Here is a 15,273-nt window from a genome sequence, read left to right as displayed (position 1 = left end):
GCGACTACTGCGTGGACCGATACTTGGCAACGATCTCGCGCACCGCGTCCATCGCCGCGACCGCGCGCTCCTTGTCGACAGCCTGAATCGCCATCAGCGGTATGTACTCGTCGTCGGGCAGGTCGACGCGCGCCCAGCGCGCCCCGGGGGGAAACGACACGTCGACGACGTCGGCCCAGCCAATCAGCTTCTCGCCGAGCAGATTCCGCACGGCCAGTCCCGCCTCCCCCGCGCGCAGCCGCGGCCGCGCGAACAACAGCACGACCGCGGCGATCACCACGCCGAGCCCCGCGATCGCGACCTGGTCGGCGGTCTGGAACACCACCCCGGTCGAGCCGATCTTCAACAGCACGCCCACCGCGATGTGTGCCGCCAAGATCACGACCGCCCCGACGTAGGCGAACAACGGGGTCAGGTGCGGTCGCACCTGCAGGTCCCACTTCGCCGTCATGGCCTCAGCGCCGTCACGACCTCAGCTGCCGCAGCGTCAGCGCCGTCGACAGCGCCGCCGCTGTGGCCTGCGCTCCCTTGTCTTCGGCCGAGGACGGCAACCCGGCCCGATCCAGCGCCTGCTCCTCGGTGTCACAGGTCAACACGCCGTTGGCCACCGGCGTGCCCGCGTCCAGTGAAACCCGCGTCAAGCCCTGGGTGACCGCGTCACATACGTAGTCGAAATGCGGTGTCTGCCCCCGGATCACCACCCCGAGCGCGACGACGGCGTCGTGGTTGCGCGCCAACTCCTGTGCGACAACCGGGATTTCGATAGCGCCCAGCACCCTGACCACCGTCGGCTTGCGGACGCCGGCGCCCGCCGCCATGCGGCGTGCGCTCTCCAGCAACGCATCACAGATCTTCTGATGCCAGGTGCTCGCGACGATGGCCAGCCGCATACCCGACGCATCGAGCGCCGGCATGTCCGGCACGCCGTGCGCTGGACTCACGCGGCGCTCACAGGGCTCCGCCGAATTCGCCTGGCAGCGCGTCGAAGTCGTCCAGCCCGGACAGGTCGTGGCCCATCCGGTCGCGCTTGGTGATCAGGTACCGGATGTTCTCCGCGTTGGCCCGCACCGGCAGTGGCACCCGCTCGATGATGTGCAGCCCGTACCCGTCGAGCCCCACCCGCTTGGCGGGGTTGTTGGTGAGCAGCCGCATCGAGCGCACACCGAGGTCGTAGAGGATCTGCGCACCCAGGCCGTAGTCGCGGGCGTCGGCGGGCAGGCCCAACTCGAGGTTCGCGTCCACGGTGTCGGCACCGGCGTCCTGTAACTGGTAGGCCTGCAGCTTGTGCATCAGCCCGATGCCGCGGCCCTCATGGCCACGCATGTACAACACCACGCCGCGGCCTTCTCGTGCGACCATCGCCATCGCCGCATCCAGTTGCGGGCCGCAGTCGCAGCGGCGCGAGCCGAACACGTCGCCGGTCAGGCACTCGGAGTGCACCCGCACCAGCACGTCCTCGCCGTCACCGATGTCGCCGCGCACCAGCGCGACGTGCTCGACGTCGTCGTAGATGCTCGTGTAGCCGACCGCCCGGAATTCGCCGTGTCGGGTGGGAATGCGTGCCTCGGCGATCAGCTCGACGTGCTTCTCGTGCTTACGCCGCCACTCGATCAGGTCGGCGATCGAAATGAGCGCCAAACCGTGGTCGTCGGCGAACACCCGCAGCTCCTCGGTCTGCGCCATCGCCCCTTCGTCCTTCTGGCTGACGATCTCGCAGATCGCGCCCGCGGGCTGCAGCCCGGCCAGCTTGGCCAGGTCGACTGCGGCCTCTGTGTGCCCGGGCCGCCGCAGCACCCCACCGTCCTTGGCGCGCAACGGCACCACATGCCCGGGGCGGGTGAAATCGCTTGCCACGCTTGACGGATCGGCCAGCAGGCGCATCGTGGTGGCCCGGTCGGACGCCGAAATACCCGTTCCGACACCGTTTTTGGCGTCGACTGTCACAGTGTAGGCGGTGCCATGCTTGTCTTGGTTGACTGCGTACATCGGTAGCAAGCCGAGGCGGTCGCAGATTTCACCGGCCAGCGGCACGCATAGGTAACCGGACGTGTAGCGCACCATGAACGCGACCAGCTCCGGGGTGGCTTTCTCCGCCGCGAAGATCAGATCGCCTTCGTTCTCGCGGTCCTCGTCGTCGACGACGATCACCGCCTTGCCCGCTGCAATGTCCGCGACCGCGCGCTCGATGCTGTCCAACCTGGTCATGGTCGGTAACTCCTTCGGGCGGCGGCGCAGTGCCCCGCGCAGGCGCTGCTGCAGTCGAGTTTAGTGATTGGCGCCGGTCAGTTTCTCGACGTACTTCGCAATGACGTCGACTTCCAGGTTGACCTCGCCGCCGACCGCGACGCCTCCGAGCGTGGTCTGCGACAGCGTCGTCGGAATCAGCGACACTTCGAACCAGTCCTGACCTGCATCGTTACCCAACCCAGAGACCGTGAGGCTGACGCCGTCGACGGCGATCGACCCCTTCTCTACGACATAGCGGGCAAGCCCGGCGGGCAGCGCGATCCGTAGTACCTCCCAGTGCTGGGAAGGAGTGCGCGAAATCACACGCCCGGTGCCGTCGACGTGGCCCTGGACGATGTGACCGCCCAGCCGCTTGTCCACGGTGACCGCCCGCTCGAGGTTCACCTCGGGGCGTTCGCCCACGTGCCGCAAAGTCGATCGGTTCAAAGTCTCGGCCATCACGTCGGTGGTGAACTCGCCGCCGGGCAACACCTGCACGACCGTCAGGCACACCCCGTTGACCGCAATCGAGTCGCCCGGCGAGGCGTCGCTGGTGACGACGGGACCGTGGATTCTGAGCCGGACGGCGTCCGAGAGGTCCGACTTCTCGACGACGCGCCCGACCTCTTCGACGATGCCGGTGAACACCAGCACAGGCTAGTGCGCAAACCCGAGTTGTCTGCGCGACCCTCTACGATGCAAGTCATGCCGTTCGGACGTCGAAGTATCGCAGCCCTGCTCGCCACCGTCGCCGTCACAACCTCACTTGTGGCGGGGTGCTCGAAGGACAAGGACGAAAACTCCGGCGCCCCGTTGCCAGACGCCACCACGCTGCTCAAGCAGTCCGCGCAGACCACCCGCGATCTGAAGAGCGCCCACCTGGAGATCGCGGTCAGCGGCAAGATCAAGGGATTGCCCATCAAGTCGCTCAGTGGTGACCTGACCAACTCGCCGGCCGTCGCAGCAAAGGGCAAGACCCGTCTCGTGGTGGCCGACAGCGAGGCCGAGGCCGACTTCGTGGTGTTCGACGGCACGCTCTACGCCGCCCTGGACCCCGGCCAGTGGAACGATTTCGGCGCCGCCGCGAACACCTACGACGTGTCGCTGATCCTCAATCCGGACACCGGGCTGGCGAACATCCTGTCGAACTTCAGCGACGCGAAGTCCGAGGGCCGGGAGACGATCAACGGGCTCCAGACCGTCAAGGTGACCGGCAAGGTCAGCCCGGACGCCGTCGACAAGCTCGCGCCGAAGGTCTCGTCGGAGCCGGTGCCGGGCACCGCGTGGATCCGCGAAGACGGCAACCATGACCTGGTCCAGGCGAAGCTGGAGCCGAGCCCGGGCAACAGCATCCAGATGACACTGTCCAAGTGGAACGAGCCGGTCACGGTCGAGAAGCCGCCGGTGTGATGAGCGCCGAAGCCCCGAACGCAAAAGTCCCAGAGCTGACCACGAAGACCTCCGCCGCTGCGCCACGGACCGGGCCGCACCGCGCGGTCGCAATCAGTGCTGGCAGCCTCGCGGTGCTGCTCGGCGCGCTCGACACCTACGTCGTCGTCACGATCATGCGCGACATCATGGGCGACGTCGGCATCGGCGTGAACGAGGTGCAGCGCGTCACCCCGATCATCACCTGGTACCTGCTCGGCTACATCGCAGCCATGCCGCTGCTCGGCCGGGCGTCCGACCGGTTCGGGCGCAAGCTGCTGCTGCAGCTGAGCCTGGTTGCCTTCGCGGCCGGCTCCGTGGTCACCGCCTTGTCCAGCGACCTGACGATGTTGGTGATCGGCCGGGTCATCCAGGGCACGGCCAGTGGTGCGCTGCTGCCGGTCACTTTCGCGCTCGCCGCCGACCTGTGGGCCCAGCGCAGCCGCGCGGCGGTGCTGGGCGGGATCGGCGCCGCTCAGGAACTGGGCAGCGTGCTCGGGCCGCTCTACGGCATCTTCATCGTCTGGCTGCTGAACAGCTGGCGCGACGTGTTCTGGATCAATGTGCCGCTCGTCGTGATCGCGATGGTGCTGATCCACTTCAACTTGCCTGCGCACGAACGTTCCGAAGGGCCGCCCGAACGTGTCGACGTGGTCGGCGGCGTGCTGCTGGCCATCGCGCTGGGTCTGGCTGTTCTAGGTCTGTACAACCCGCGACCCGACGGCAAGCAGGTGCTGCCCGACTGGGGTCTTCCCGTGCTGTGCGCGGCGCTGCTGGCGGCTCTGGCGTTCGCGGTTTGGGAGCGGTTCGCCCGCACCAGGTTGATCGAGCCCGCCGGCGTGCAGTTCCGGCCGTTCTTGTTCGCGCTCGGCGCGTCGGCATGCGCAGGGGCAGCGTTGATGGTGACGCTGGTGGACGTCGAGCTGTTCGGCCAGGGCGTGCTGTTCATGAGCCAGAACGAGGCCGCCATGCTGCTGCTGCGGTTCTTGATCGCGCTGCCCATCGGCGCGCTGCTGGGCGGGTGGTTGGCCACCCGCATAGGCGACCGGGTGATCGCGTTCGCCGGCCTGATGATCGCTGCGGGGGCGTACTGGCTGATCTCGTTCTGGAACGTCGACGTGTTGACCAAGCGCCACGACCTCGGACTGTTCACCCTGCCGACGTTCGACACCGACTTGGCGCTGGCTGGTTTGGGCCTTGGCTTGGTGATCGGACCGCTCACCTCGGCGGCGCTGCGCGTGGTGCCGCCGGCCCAGCACGGCATCGCGTCGTCCGCGGTGGTGGTGACCCGGATGATCGGCATGCTGGTGGGTGTCGCAGCGCTGTCGGCGTGGGGGCTGTACCGGTTCCAGCAGATCCTGCAGACCAAGCCGCGGTCGCACAGCAGGAACGCGCTGGACGTCGCCAACCAGATCGCCACCAACTACAGGGAGTCCTACGCCCAGGAGTACGGCGAAATCTTCACGGTCACCGCGATCGTCTGTGTGGTCGGCGCGGTGCTCGGGTTGTTCATCGCGGGCCGGGCCGCCCGCCCCGACGACGGCACAGCACCCGCGGCGCATGCCGAACCGCTCGCTTCCCGGCACTGAGCCGCGAGTTGAGGCATTTGCCTCATGTTTTTGCCGGTGAACCGGAGGAACCTTCCTGACGTGTACTAAGCGACCCAGGAGGCTCACGTGACCAACTCTGCGACAAAATCACACTCCCGGACCGCGGGAATCGTTGCTCTGGCCTACGGCGTCGCGGCATACGTTTTGTTCGTTGTCGTGTTCGTCTACGCGATCGCGTTCGTCGCCGACGCGGGATTTGTGCCCAAGACCATCAACCGTGGAGGACTCGGCGACGGCAGCCTCACCGCGACGGCGGTGCTCGTCGACGCCGGACTGCTGATGCTGTTCGCGGTTCAGCACAGCGGGATGGCGCGCGCCGGTTTCAAGCGGTGGATCACCCGCTTCGTGCCGCCCTCACTCGAGCGGTCGACATATGTATGGATGTCCAGCGTGTGCCTTGCGGCGCTGATCGTGTTCTGGTGGCCGATGACCCCGACGCTGTGGGACGTCACCACGCAGCCGTGGCGGGGCATCTTGATCGCAGCGGGTTTGTCGGGCTGGCTGATCGCCTTCACCAGCACCTTCTTGATCAACCACTTCGACCTGTTCGGTCTGCGGCAGGTGTTCATGCGGCTGAAGAACCGGCAACCGCAGCCGTATTCCTTTGTGACACCGGCCTTTTACCGCGTGATCCGCCACCCGCTGTACCTTGGGTTCCTGATCGCATTCTGGGTGACTCCGACGATGACGCTGGGCCACCTGATCTTCGCGGTCGCCACCACCGGCTACATCCTGGTGGCCATCCAGTTCGAGGAGCGCGACCTGGTCCGCACGTTCGGCGAGCAGTACGCCGACTACCGCACCCGCGTGCCGATGCTCATTCCCGGCCTGCGGCACGGGTGATTGCTTCGATCTGCCGCTGATTGCCGCGACCCGTCATGGGTATCCGACGGTGGAAAAATCTTTCGACGACGGAGGCAGATCATGAGTCTTGACGGTAAGAAGGTCGCGTTTCTGGTGGCGCCCGAAGGCGTCGAGCAAGTGGAGCTCACGGAGCCGTGGAAGGCAGTCAAAGAAGCCGGCGGCACCCCGGAGCTGGTGTCCACCGAAGTCGGCAAAGTGCAGGCGTTCAATCACCTCGACAAAGCCGACACGTTCGACGCCGACAAGGCCGCCGCTGACGTCAGCGTCGACGACTACTCCGGCCTGGTGCTACCGGGCGGAGTGGCCAATCCGGACTTCCTGCGTATGCATTCCGCCGCGGTCGAGTTCGTCAAAGGCTTCTTCGACGCGGGCAAGCCGGTGGCCGTCATCTGCCACGGCCCGTGGACGTTGGTCGAGGCGGACGTCGTGCGGGGCCGAACCATCACGTCGTGGCCGAGCCTGCAGACCGACATCCGCAACGCCGGCGGCAACTGGGTGGACGAGGAAGTGGTGGTGGACGACCGCCGCGGCAACACACTGATCTCCAGCCGCAAACCCGATGACCTGCCTGCGTTCTGCTCGAAATTGGTGGAGGCGTTTTCCCAATAGCACCGGCGGTGGGTAACGTCGCCACCATGCCGGGGATGGGCGGTGCGACGCCGTGTTGACGGCGGCGCTGCGCGACCTGCAATGGCGCAAGCGACGATTCGTCATCGCGATCGTGGGAACCGGATTGGTGTTCGCGATGACACTCGTTCTCACCGGACTTGCCAACGGATTTCGGGTCGAGGCATCCCGCACCGTCGACTCCCTGGGGCTCGACGGCTACCTGATCAAGTCGGGCGCGGCGGGGCCGTTCATCGGTTCGTCGCCGTTTCCGCCGGCGGAATTGCAGCGTGCGGCACGACTTCCGGGCGTCACGCTGGCGGTGCCGATGGTGTATGGCAGCACGACCGTCGCGGACGAGCGCAGCCCGCGCAACGTCAACGTGTTCGGCGCGCCCCAGGGCGGCCCCGGGATGCCGGCGGTCTCGGCCGGCCGGGTGCCCACGACGGCCGAAGAGATCGCGGTGTCGTCCACCATGGGTCGAGGTGTGGGCCAGGATCTCGAAATCGGCTCGCGCACAATGAGAATCGTGGGACTGGTCGACGACTCGACGGTGCTGGCGGGCCAGGCCAACGTGTTCTTGACAATGCAGGGCGCCCAACAGTTGCTGTTCTCCGGACAGCCGCTGATCTCGTCGATCGGCATTTGCGGCAACGGGATACGGCCGCCGGACGGCTACCGCTTCGTCGACCGTGCCGGAGCCATCGACGATCTGGTACGGCCGCTAAGCGGTGCGCGGCGGGCGATGACGCTGATGGCCGGGTTGCTGTGGGTGGTGGCGGCCATGATCGTCGGCTCGATGATCTACGTGTCGGTGCTCGAGCGGATCCGCGACTTCGCGGTGTTCAAGGCCGTCGGAGTGGCCACGCGGTCGATCATCGCGGGGCTGGCACTGCAGGCGGTGGTGGTCGCGGTGCTCGCGGCGCTGCTCGGTGGGGTGCTGTCCGTGCTGCTCGGGCCATTGTTTCCGATGCGAGTGGACATCCCGATCGCGGCGTTCGTGCTACTTCCGGCGATCGCGGTGGTGATCGGCCTGCTGGCGAGCGTTGCGGGACTGCGGCGCGCCGTGACCGTCGACCCTGCGCTGGCGTTCGGGGGGCCCTGAGCCGTGGCAGATCTGCGGATCAAGGACCTGGTTGTCGAGTACGCCAGCGGCGAATATGCGGTGCGCCCGATCGACGGGCTGAACCTCGAGGTGAGCGCCGGCTCGTTGGCGATTCTGCTGGGGCCCAGCGGCTGCGGGAAGACGACGCTGCTGTCATGCCTCGGCGGCATCCTGAAACCGGCCGCGGGCCGGATCGAGTTCGGCGACATCGACTTGACCAAGATCGACCGGCGAAGGCTAGCCGAGTACCGGCGTAACACCGTGGGCATCGTGTTCCAGGCGTTCAATCTGGTGCCGAGCCTGACCGCGCTGGAGAACGTGATGGTCCCGATGCGCGCGGCCGGCATGTCCCGGCACGCCGCCCGCCAGCGGGCCGGGGAACTGCTGACCCGCGTCGGGCTCTCCGAGCGGATGCGACACCGGCCCGGCGACATGTCCGGCGGCCAGCAGCAGCGGGTCGCGGTGGCGCGGGCCATCGCGTTGGACCCACCGCTGCTGCTGGCCGACGAGCCGACCGCCCATCTGGACTTCATCCAGGTAGAGGAGGTACTGCGGCTACTGCGGGAATTGGCGTCCGGCGATCGCGTCGTCGTGGTGGCCACCCATGACACCCGCATCCTGCCGCTGGCGGACCAAGTGGTGGAGCTGGTTCCGCACATGCCCCATTCGGACCATGCGCCGCAGACGGTGCGGCTGGAGCCGGGCGACGTGCTGTTCGAGCAGGGCACGATGGGCGACTGCATCTACGTGGTGTCCGAGGGCGAGGTCGAGATCCTCCGCGAATTGGCCAGCGGCGGTGAGGAAGTGCTGAAGGTCGCCGGGCCGGGCGACTACTTCGGCGAGATGGGCCCGCTGTTCGGGCTGCCCCGCTCGGCGACGGTCCGCGCCCGCAGTGACGCCGCGGTCATCGGCTACACGGTGCAGCAGTTCCGGGAACGCCTGGGCTCCACCGGTTTTCGCGACATCATCGAGCACAAGGAGCTCGGCGATTAGCTGGCGTTACCCGGGCACCAGACTCAGCAGCAGATCAGGGCCGATGCGTTCGACGCCGTCGTACTTCCACCGCAGCGCCTTGCCGATGGTCGCCACTCCCACGTCGTCGACCACGGTGACCGGCCCGCCCAGCAGGATGGGCGCTACGTAGGCAAGGATTCGGTCGACCAGTCCGGCCCGCAGGAACGCCCCGGCCAGCGTCGGACCGCCTTCCAGGATCACGTCGGTGCGGTCCGCCAGCGCCTTGATCACTTCACCAGGGTCACGCGTGCGGATCAGCATCGTCCGCGAGTCGTCATTGAGAACCCTTGCCTCGGGGGATATTTCGCGTTCACCTACCACGACGCGCAGCGGCTGGCGGGATGCCAGGCTGCCATCGGGCAGCCTGGCCGTGAGCGCCGGGTCGTCGGCGATCACCGTGCCGGTCCCCACCACGATCGCGTCGGCCACCGCGCGACGGCGATGCACGTCGGCTCGCGCCGCCTCACTGGTGATCCACTGGCTGGTTCCGTCGGCGGCCGCACTGCGCCCGTCGACACTGCCCGCGAATTTCCATGTGACATGCGGTGATCCACAGCGCTGCTTGTGCAGCCACTCCCGCAGCGTGCCGCGCGCGACGTCGTCGGCGAGAACCCCGCCGACCACTTCGACACCGCTGTCGCGCAGCCGCGCCCCTCCCCCGGCCGCCTGCGGGTTCGGGTCGGCCACCGCATACACCACCGTCGAAATGCCCGCGGTCACAAGCGCATCCACACACGGCGGCGTGCGACCGTGGTGATTGCACGGCTCGAGCGTCACCACGGCGGTGCCACCCTTCGCGAGCTGGCCGGCCCTGCGCAGCGCCACCACCTCAGCGTGCGGGCCGCCGGTGGGCTCGGTTCCGCCGACGCCGACGACCTCGCCGCCGGCGTCCAGGACCACCGCCCCGACAGGCGGATTCGGGTACGTCGCACCCTTCACCGACGCGGCGTGCTCGATCGCCAACCGCATCGCGTCGTCGTAAGCGGTCACAGTTTCAGGTGCTGTGACGCGTTGGCAGCCTGGCGGCGTAACGCTTCCACAGCGGCGGCGGGATCGTCGGCGCCGTACACCGCCGAGCCCGCGACAAAGCAGTCGACTCCGGCCAGCGCCGCCTCCTCGATCGTGTCCTCGTTGATGCCGCCGTCGATTTCGACCAGGATGGTCAGCTCTCCGGAGTCGACGAGCCGGCGTGCGGTGCCCACCTTGGCCAGCACCTCGGGAATGAACTGCTGGCCACCGAATCCCGGCTCCACGGACATGATCAGCAGCGTGTCGAACTCGCGAAGGATTTCCAGGTACGGCTCCAGCGGGGTGCCGGGCTTGACTGACAGTCCGGCCTTCGCCCCGCCGGCGCGGATGTCGCGCGCCACGGCGACGGGAGTGTCGGTGGCCTCCGCATGGAAGGTGACGTTGTAGGCGCCGGCCTCGGCGTACGGCGGAGCCCAGCGTTCGGGGTTCTCGATCATCAGGTGGCAGTCCATCGGGATGTCGGTGACCGCCAGCAGGCTTTCGACGACGGGCAGACCGATGGTGAGGTTGGGCACGAAGTGGTTGTCCATCACGTCCACGTGCAGCCAGTCGGCGCCGGCGACAGCCGCGGCCTCGTCGGCGAGGCGGGCAAAGTCGGCGGCGAGGATCGACGGCGCGATCAGCGGTGCGGCCATGGCCTCAGCCTAATTTGCGCAGTGCAGCGGCGAACATCGCGTCGGTGCCGTGCCGGTGTGGCCACAGCTGTACATGTGGCCCGTCGCCCAGCCGGTCGGCCGGCGCGAACAACGGTCGGCTGTCCAGCGCCGTCACCGGGTGGCGGCGGAGCGCGTGGGCGACGACGCCGACGGTCTCGGCCAGGTGCGGCGAGCAGGTGGCGTAGACCACCACGCCGCCGGGGCGGGTCAGCTCGATCGCCGAGGCCAACAGTTCGCGCTGCAGCTTGGCCAGCTGCGGCACGTCTCCGGGGCCTCGTCGCCACCGGGCTTCCGGCCGCCGGCGCAATGCTCCCAGCCCGGTGCACGGCGCGTCGACGAGCACGCGGTCGAAACCCGTTGCCAATCCAGGGTTTCGGCCGTCGACACGTAGAACTTCGACGTCGAGGCCGCGAGTGTTCTGTTCGACCAGATCGGCCCGGCGCGGCGCGGGTTCCACCGCAGTGACCCGGGCACCGGATGACGCGCCCAGAGCCGCCAGCAGCGCGGTCTTGCCGCCGGGTCCCGCGCACAAATCCAGCCAGCGCCCGCCGTCGTCGCCGTCGAGCTCCGCGAGCGCAAGTGCCCGGGCCACCAGCTGGCTGCCTTCGTCCTGCACCAGCGCCTGGCCGTCGCGCACCGGCCTCAGCCGACCGGGATCCCCGCCGCTCAGGTACACCGCGTACGGCGAGTAGCGGCCGACCGTGCCGCCTACCGCGTCCGCGAGCCCGGCGGCAGTGATGACACCGGGGCGGGCTGCCAGGTGCACCGCCGGTCGGGCGTTGTCGCTGGCCAGCAGTGCGCCGAGTTCGGCGGCGTCGCGGCCCAACGCGTCGGCGAAGGCCTGAGCGATCCAGCGCGGGTGAGCGTGCACGAACGCAATGTGCCCGACCGGGTCGGTGGTGGCGTCCGGGGCCAGTTCGGCCACCCATGTCTGCTCGTCCTTGGCGGCGATGGCGCGGAGCACCGCGTTGACGAAACCCGCTCTGGCAGAATCGAACTCGATGCCGGCCTGCTCGACGGTGGTGGACACCGCGGCGTGGGTGTCGACGCGCGTGTGCAGTAGTTGGTACACGCCCAGCCGCAGCAGGTCGAGCAGGACGGGGTCGATGCGCTCGGGCGGCCGGTCGGCGGCCGTGGCGATGACCGCGTCCAGCAGACCCCGCATGCGGCACGCGCCGTAGGCCAGCTCGGTGGCGAAAGCGGCGTCGCGGCCGGTGATGCCGCGTTCGTCCAGAAGCGCCGGCAGCGCGAGGTTCGCGTACGCGTCCCGCTCGGACACTGCTCGCAGCACGTCGAATGCGGCGCGGCGAGCCGGATCCAGCGGTTTGCGGCGCGGCGTCGACGTGCGGCCCCGGCGCGGCGGCGGTTTACGGCGCGGCCCGGTCACGATGCGCGCGCCGAGTCGGGCAGACGTGCGCCGCGGGCCCAGTCGGCCGCGGGCATCGGCTTCTTGCCGGGCGGCTGCACCTGGCCGAGCAGGACCGGCACTGAGCCGGTGCCGACGCGCACACCATGGCGGCTCACCTGCAGCTGTCCCGGTGGCAGCGGATCGGCCTGCTCGTCCACGGTCACCGGGCCGATCTTCAGCCGGATATCCGCGACGACGGTCCACGCGCCCGGATTCGGCGTGACCGCGCGGATTCTGCGCTCGACGGCCGGTGCGGGCAGCTCCCAACGAATGCGTGCGTCCTCGACGGTCACCTTGGGGGCGATGCTGACCCCGTCCGAAGGTTGCGGCACGGCGACCAGCGTGCCGTCGGCGATGCCGTCCAGCGTCGACTCCAGCAGCGCCGCTCCGGATACCGAAAGGCGTTGCAGCAGTTCGCCTGCGGTGTCATGAGGCTTGATGGCTTCGGTGACCACGCCGTACACCGGCCCGCTGTCCAGCTCGCGCACGATGCGGAACGTCGTCGCACCGGTCACGCTGTCGCCGGCGGCGATCGCGGCCTGCACGGGCGCTGCGCCCCGCCACGCCGGCAGCAGCGAGAAATGCAGATTCACCCAGCCGTGCGGGGGGATCGCCAGCAGCGCGTCGCCGAGCAGCGCACCGTACGCCACCACCGGGCAGCAGTCGGGCGCCAATGCGGCCAGCTCTTCGACGAATTCGTCGGAGTTCGGGCGCCGCGGCGTGAGCACCGGGATGCCCTGTTCGCGGGCCAGCCGGGCCACCGGCGATGGGGTGGGCTTGCCGCGCCGGCCGGAGACCGCGTCGGGCCGGGTCAGCACCGCGACCACGTCGTGGCGCGGCGACGCGATCAGCCGCCGCAGCGAGGGCAAGGCGGCTTCCGGGGTGCCGGCGAAGACCAGTCGCACTACCGTGAACCCCTCTCTTCGCGCAAGCGGCTCATCGCGGCACCTGGTAGTACTCGCGTTCGCGCACCCCGGCCGCGCCCGCGACGAACATCCACGGGATCGTGGTCACCAGCCTGTTGTTGGTGGCGACCGCGTCGTTGTAGTACTGACGGGCGAAGGCCAGCTTGTCTTCTGTGTCGGCCAGATTCCGTTGCAACTCAAGGAAGTTCGCCGACGAGCTGAGGTTCGGGTACAGCTGACCCAGCGCGAGCACCTGGCCGACCGCGGAATCCAGCTGCTGCTCGGCTGCGCTGCGCTGTGCCACCGACTTGCCGGTGGTGGCGCTGGTCAGCGCCGCCTGTGCGGCGGTCACGTTGTCCAGGATCGCGCGCTCGTGGGCCGCGAACGATTGCACGGTGTGCACCAGGCTCGGTATCAGCGACGCCCGGCGGGTCAATTGAACGTCGATGCCACCGAGGGCCTCCTCGACCCGGACGTCGGCGCCGCGAACCTTGTTGTAGCCGACCACGAACACGATCAGCACCGCGACGGCGAGCACCACCAGCAGGATCAGCAACCAGGTCACCAGGAACCGCCTCCTCCTCCACCACCGCCGAAGCCGCCGCCGCCACTGAAACCGCCACTGCTGCTCGACGAAGACGACGACGACTGCGACGCGGAGTACGCGCCGATCGACGACGACAATGTCGACTCGAAGCTGTCGAAATCCGGGCCGCTGGAGCTACCGACCGCGCCGTACACCCACGGCGTGCTGCTGTGATACCAATCCGGTTGCGGCGCAGGCGATCCCGTGGCCGCTTCATACTTCTTCGCCCACAGCGCCGCCGCGCCGGCCGCCACCGCGAACGGGACATAGGCGCTGTACAGGTCTCGGCGCGCGCCGAAGTCGAAGCGCGCCTCCGCAGAGTCGGTGGTCAGCACCCGGTGGAATCCGCCGACCCGAGACCACAATTCGCGGCCGGCGGCGGTGCGTCGAGTGCCGACGCCGTCGGCCCAGGACCGGGCGGTGGCCAGAAAGAACACCGCGAACGGCAGCCCCCACAGCGTGATGGTGAAGCCCCAGGTGATGAACCCGCACGCCGCGAAGACTGCGGAGAGCAGGTTGGCGAAGCGCACCCACTGCTCCGATTTCTTGGCGACGATCAGATTTTCGCTCTTGGCCCACTTCTTGACGGCTTTGGTCATGTCAGTCTTGGCCGCCGACAACCGCTTTCCGGACGTCACGGTCTTCTTGGCTTCGAACTCCTCGCCCACGTCGTCGATCTTCAGCGCTTGCCCGACCGCGCGGCTGACCGGATCGATCGACGCCCATGCGCTTTTTGCGGCGAGGCCGCGGACCGTCCAGTGCCTGTCGCCGCGCTGGGTCAGTGACACCAGACCACGCTCGGCCAGATAGAACAGCGTGGCGGTCAGCCCATTGCGCGGCACCGCTTCGGTGCGGATGTATTCACACTGCACCGGCCCGAGGCCGGGCGGGGGTGCGTACTGCAGTGGAAAGCCGGGCTTGCGCTCGACCGTGGTGCGCCACCAGGCATACCCGAGCGCCCCGGCGGCAACCGAGAGCCCGAGGATCACCAGCACCTTGGTGACCGACCGCCCCAGCATCCGGTCGAAGCGCCACGACCACGGCAGTTCGTCACGCGGCGGGGTGGCGATGTCGACGCCGGCGCGCACGGTGACCGGCGTGTGCGGCGCCATGTTGTACATCGTCATGTCGATGCGGTTCCCCCCGAGAACCGGGGCGGGGCAAGGATCGCCCCTGCCGAAGCCCACCGAGCACTGGACGCCTGTCACCGCGGACGGCAGCGTCACCGACACATCGGCACGGCGGATCGAATTGTTCCAGCTCTTCACCAGGAACCAATAGAAAACCGAAGGCGCATCGGAAGTTTCGCTAGTTGCACGCGTCGATGACGCGAATTCGAGGTGGTCTCCGACACGGGACGGCGCGAGACCGTTCGGGACGACGGAGCGGATGACGAACTCGTGGGCGCCCGTGGACAGGTACCGGCTGGGGTCGCCGATCTTCGCGGTGAGGAACCGGCGGCTGCTGTCCCACAGCAGCTCGTACGGCGCTGGCTGGCCGTCGACGGTCACCTCCGTCACGGTCGGGATCATCCGCACGTGCGGATCATGCGGGGCGGCGACGTCCCAGAACTCGAAGAAGCCGTGCTTGCCGCCCGGGAACTGGGCGTTGATGGTCTCGGCGACCTCGACACGACCGTCGGCCGTGACGACGTAGCGGGCCTGGTAATGGGAAAACCAGACCGGATCGAGTGTATTCGCGCCTTGCGACAGTCCCGTGAACACCACTGGCCAGAACAATCCGATGGCAATGAGCACCAACGAAATTCCCAGCGCAGCGACGCGGCGGCCCCAGCCCATCGGCGCCCCTTCCGTCGCTTGCAGCCTGCGTCCGGAC

The 15,273-nt window shown here is 68.4% G+C and carries 16 protein-coding genes; 6 read left to right on the top strand and 10 right to left on the bottom strand.

From position 1 onward, the window contains the following. Positions 1 to 4: 4 nt before the first annotated feature. Genes AC5Y4C_RS07015 through AC5Y4C_RS07000 form a run of 4 tightly spaced genes read right to left on the bottom strand, consistent with a single transcriptional unit; the run spans position 5 to position 2,874 of the window. Positions 5 to 451, bottom strand: a complete 447-nt coding sequence (locus AC5Y4C_RS07015; protein ID WP_499911870.1) for a PH domain-containing protein — start codon at positions 449 to 451, stop codon at positions 5 to 7. A 13-nt stretch (positions 452 to 464) separates the two neighbouring features. After that, positions 465 to 914 (bottom strand): 6,7-dimethyl-8-ribityllumazine synthase, encoded by a 450-nt coding sequence (gene ribH, locus AC5Y4C_RS07010; protein ID WP_500008148.1) that lies wholly within the window; start codon positions 912 to 914, stop codon positions 465 to 467. 34 nt (positions 915 to 948) lie between these two features. Continuing rightward, positions 949 to 2,205, bottom strand: a complete 1,257-nt coding sequence (locus AC5Y4C_RS07005; protein ID WP_499911868.1) for a bifunctional 3,4-dihydroxy-2-butanone-4-phosphate synthase/GTP cyclohydrolase II — start codon at positions 2,203 to 2,205, stop codon at positions 949 to 951. 60 nt (positions 2,206 to 2,265) lie between these two features. Continuing rightward, positions 2,266 to 2,874: a riboflavin synthase gene (locus tag AC5Y4C_RS07000; RefSeq protein WP_499964565.1), complete on the bottom strand. Its 609-nt coding sequence runs from the start codon at positions 2,872 to 2,874 to the stop codon at positions 2,266 to 2,268. Between the two features lie 48 nt (positions 2,875 to 2,922). On the opposite strand from AC5Y4C_RS07000, the gene AC5Y4C_RS06995 reads away from it, so the two are divergent. The 6 genes from AC5Y4C_RS06995 (at position 2,923) to AC5Y4C_RS06970 (ending at position 8,832) form a co-directional block, all read left to right on the top strand. Beyond that, positions 2,923 to 3,636: an LppX_LprAFG lipoprotein gene (locus AC5Y4C_RS06995; protein WP_499911863.1), complete on the top strand. Its 714-nt coding sequence runs from the start codon at positions 2,923 to 2,925 to the stop codon at positions 3,634 to 3,636. Beyond that, positions 3,636 to 5,243: an MFS transporter gene (locus AC5Y4C_RS06990; RefSeq protein WP_499964627.1), complete on the top strand. Its 1,608-nt coding sequence runs from the start codon at positions 3,636 to 3,638 to the stop codon at positions 5,241 to 5,243. Before AC5Y4C_RS06995 ends, AC5Y4C_RS06990 begins: the two co-directional genes overlap by 1 nt. A gap of 87 nt (positions 5,244 to 5,330) precedes the next feature. Next, the gene (gene mddA, locus AC5Y4C_RS06985; RefSeq protein ID WP_499964563.1) at positions 5,331 to 6,107 is read left to right on the top strand and encodes a methanethiol S-methyltransferase; all 777 of its coding nucleotides are present in this window, start codon (positions 5,331 to 5,333) and stop codon (positions 6,105 to 6,107) included. Between the two features lie 81 nt (positions 6,108 to 6,188). Then, the gene (locus AC5Y4C_RS06980) at positions 6,189 to 6,737 is read left to right on the top strand and encodes a type 1 glutamine amidotransferase domain-containing protein (protein WP_499964561.1); all 549 of its coding nucleotides are present in this window, start codon (positions 6,189 to 6,191) and stop codon (positions 6,735 to 6,737) included. Positions 6,738 to 6,789: 52 nt separating this feature from the next. Continuing rightward, entirely contained in the window at positions 6,790 to 7,839 is a 1,050-nt protein-coding gene (locus AC5Y4C_RS06975; protein ID WP_499964560.1) for an ABC transporter permease, read from the top strand. A gap of 3 nt (positions 7,840 to 7,842) precedes the next feature. Next, positions 7,843 to 8,832, top strand: coding sequence for an ABC transporter ATP-binding protein (locus tag AC5Y4C_RS06970; RefSeq protein WP_499964558.1), 990 nt, complete (start codon positions 7,843 to 7,845; stop codon positions 8,830 to 8,832). A 6-nt stretch (positions 8,833 to 8,838) separates the two neighbouring features. Here the strand turns inward: AC5Y4C_RS06970 and ribD are convergent, their stop codons facing one another. From ribD to AC5Y4C_RS06940, 6 genes are read right to left on the bottom strand one after another with little or no spacing between them, the layout of a single operon-like run. Beyond that, positions 8,839 to 9,822, bottom strand: a complete 984-nt coding sequence (gene ribD, locus AC5Y4C_RS06965; protein WP_499964625.1) for a bifunctional diaminohydroxyphosphoribosylaminopyrimidine deaminase/5-amino-6-(5-phosphoribosylamino)uracil reductase RibD — start codon at positions 9,820 to 9,822, stop codon at positions 8,839 to 8,841. Positions 9,823 to 9,839: 17 nt separating this feature from the next. Beyond that, a complete protein-coding gene (rpe, locus tag AC5Y4C_RS06960; protein ID WP_499964556.1) occupies positions 9,840 to 10,517 on the bottom strand; it encodes a ribulose-phosphate 3-epimerase in 678 nt (225 codons plus the stop codon). Positions 10,518 to 10,521: 4 nt separating this feature from the next. Next, positions 10,522 to 11,925 carry an RsmB/NOP family class I SAM-dependent RNA methyltransferase gene (locus AC5Y4C_RS06955; protein ID WP_499964555.1) on the bottom strand — a complete coding sequence of 468 codons (1,404 nt, stop codon included), beginning with the start codon at positions 11,923 to 11,925 and terminating at the stop codon, positions 10,522 to 10,524. Beyond that, positions 11,922 to 12,851, bottom strand: coding sequence for a methionyl-tRNA formyltransferase (fmt, locus tag AC5Y4C_RS06950; RefSeq protein WP_499964553.1), 930 nt, complete (start codon positions 12,849 to 12,851; stop codon positions 11,922 to 11,924). The genes AC5Y4C_RS06955 and fmt overlap by 4 nt, the downstream gene beginning before the upstream one ends. Before the next feature lie 31 nt (positions 12,852 to 12,882). After that, complete coding sequence (locus AC5Y4C_RS06945) at positions 12,883 to 13,419, bottom strand: LemA family protein (RefSeq protein WP_499964623.1); 537 nt, start codon at positions 13,417 to 13,419, stop codon at positions 12,883 to 12,885. Beyond that, the gene (locus AC5Y4C_RS06940; RefSeq protein ID WP_499964552.1) at positions 13,413 to 15,236 is read right to left on the bottom strand and encodes a DUF2207 domain-containing protein; all 1,824 of its coding nucleotides are present in this window, start codon (positions 15,234 to 15,236) and stop codon (positions 13,413 to 13,415) included. Before AC5Y4C_RS06940 ends, AC5Y4C_RS06945 begins: the two co-directional genes overlap by 7 nt. Between the last annotated feature and the right edge of the window lie 37 nt (positions 15,237 to 15,273).

It is taken from the genome of Mycobacterium sp. NGS35, assembly GCF_059812855.1.
This window is presented reverse-complemented; position numbering and strand designations above follow the sequence as displayed.

Excerpts from the sequence above, each read along its gene's own strand:
- ribH (WP_500008148.1), bottom strand. The coding sequence starts at position 914 with ATGCCGGCGCTCGATGCGTCGGGTATGCGGCTGGCCATCGTCGCGAGC.
- AC5Y4C_RS06995 (WP_499911863.1), top strand. The coding sequence starts at position 2,923 with ATGCAAGTCATGCCGTTCGGACGTCGAAGTATCGCAGCCCTGCTCGCC.
- rpe (WP_499964556.1), bottom strand. The coding sequence starts at position 10,517 with ATGGCCGCACCGCTGATCGCGCCGTCGATCCTCGCCGCCGACTTTGCC.
- AC5Y4C_RS07015 (WP_499911870.1), bottom strand. The coding sequence starts at position 451 with ATGACGGCGAAGTGGGACCTGCAGGTGCGACCGCACCTGACCCCGTTG.
- ribD (WP_499964625.1), bottom strand. The coding sequence starts at position 9,822 with ATGCGGTTGGCGATCGAGCACGCCGCGTCGGTGAAGGGTGCGACGTAC.
- AC5Y4C_RS06990 (WP_499964627.1), top strand. The coding sequence starts at position 3,636 with ATGAGCGCCGAAGCCCCGAACGCAAAAGTCCCAGAGCTGACCACGAAG.
- AC5Y4C_RS07005 (WP_499911868.1), bottom strand. The coding sequence starts at position 2,205 with ATGACCAGGTTGGACAGCATCGAGCGCGCGGTCGCGGACATTGCAGCG.
- AC5Y4C_RS06980 (WP_499964561.1), top strand. The coding sequence starts at position 6,189 with ATGAGTCTTGACGGTAAGAAGGTCGCGTTTCTGGTGGCGCCCGAAGGC.
- AC5Y4C_RS06940 (WP_499964552.1), bottom strand. The coding sequence starts at position 15,236 with ATGGGCTGGGGCCGCCGCGTCGCTGCGCTGGGAATTTCGTTGGTGCTC.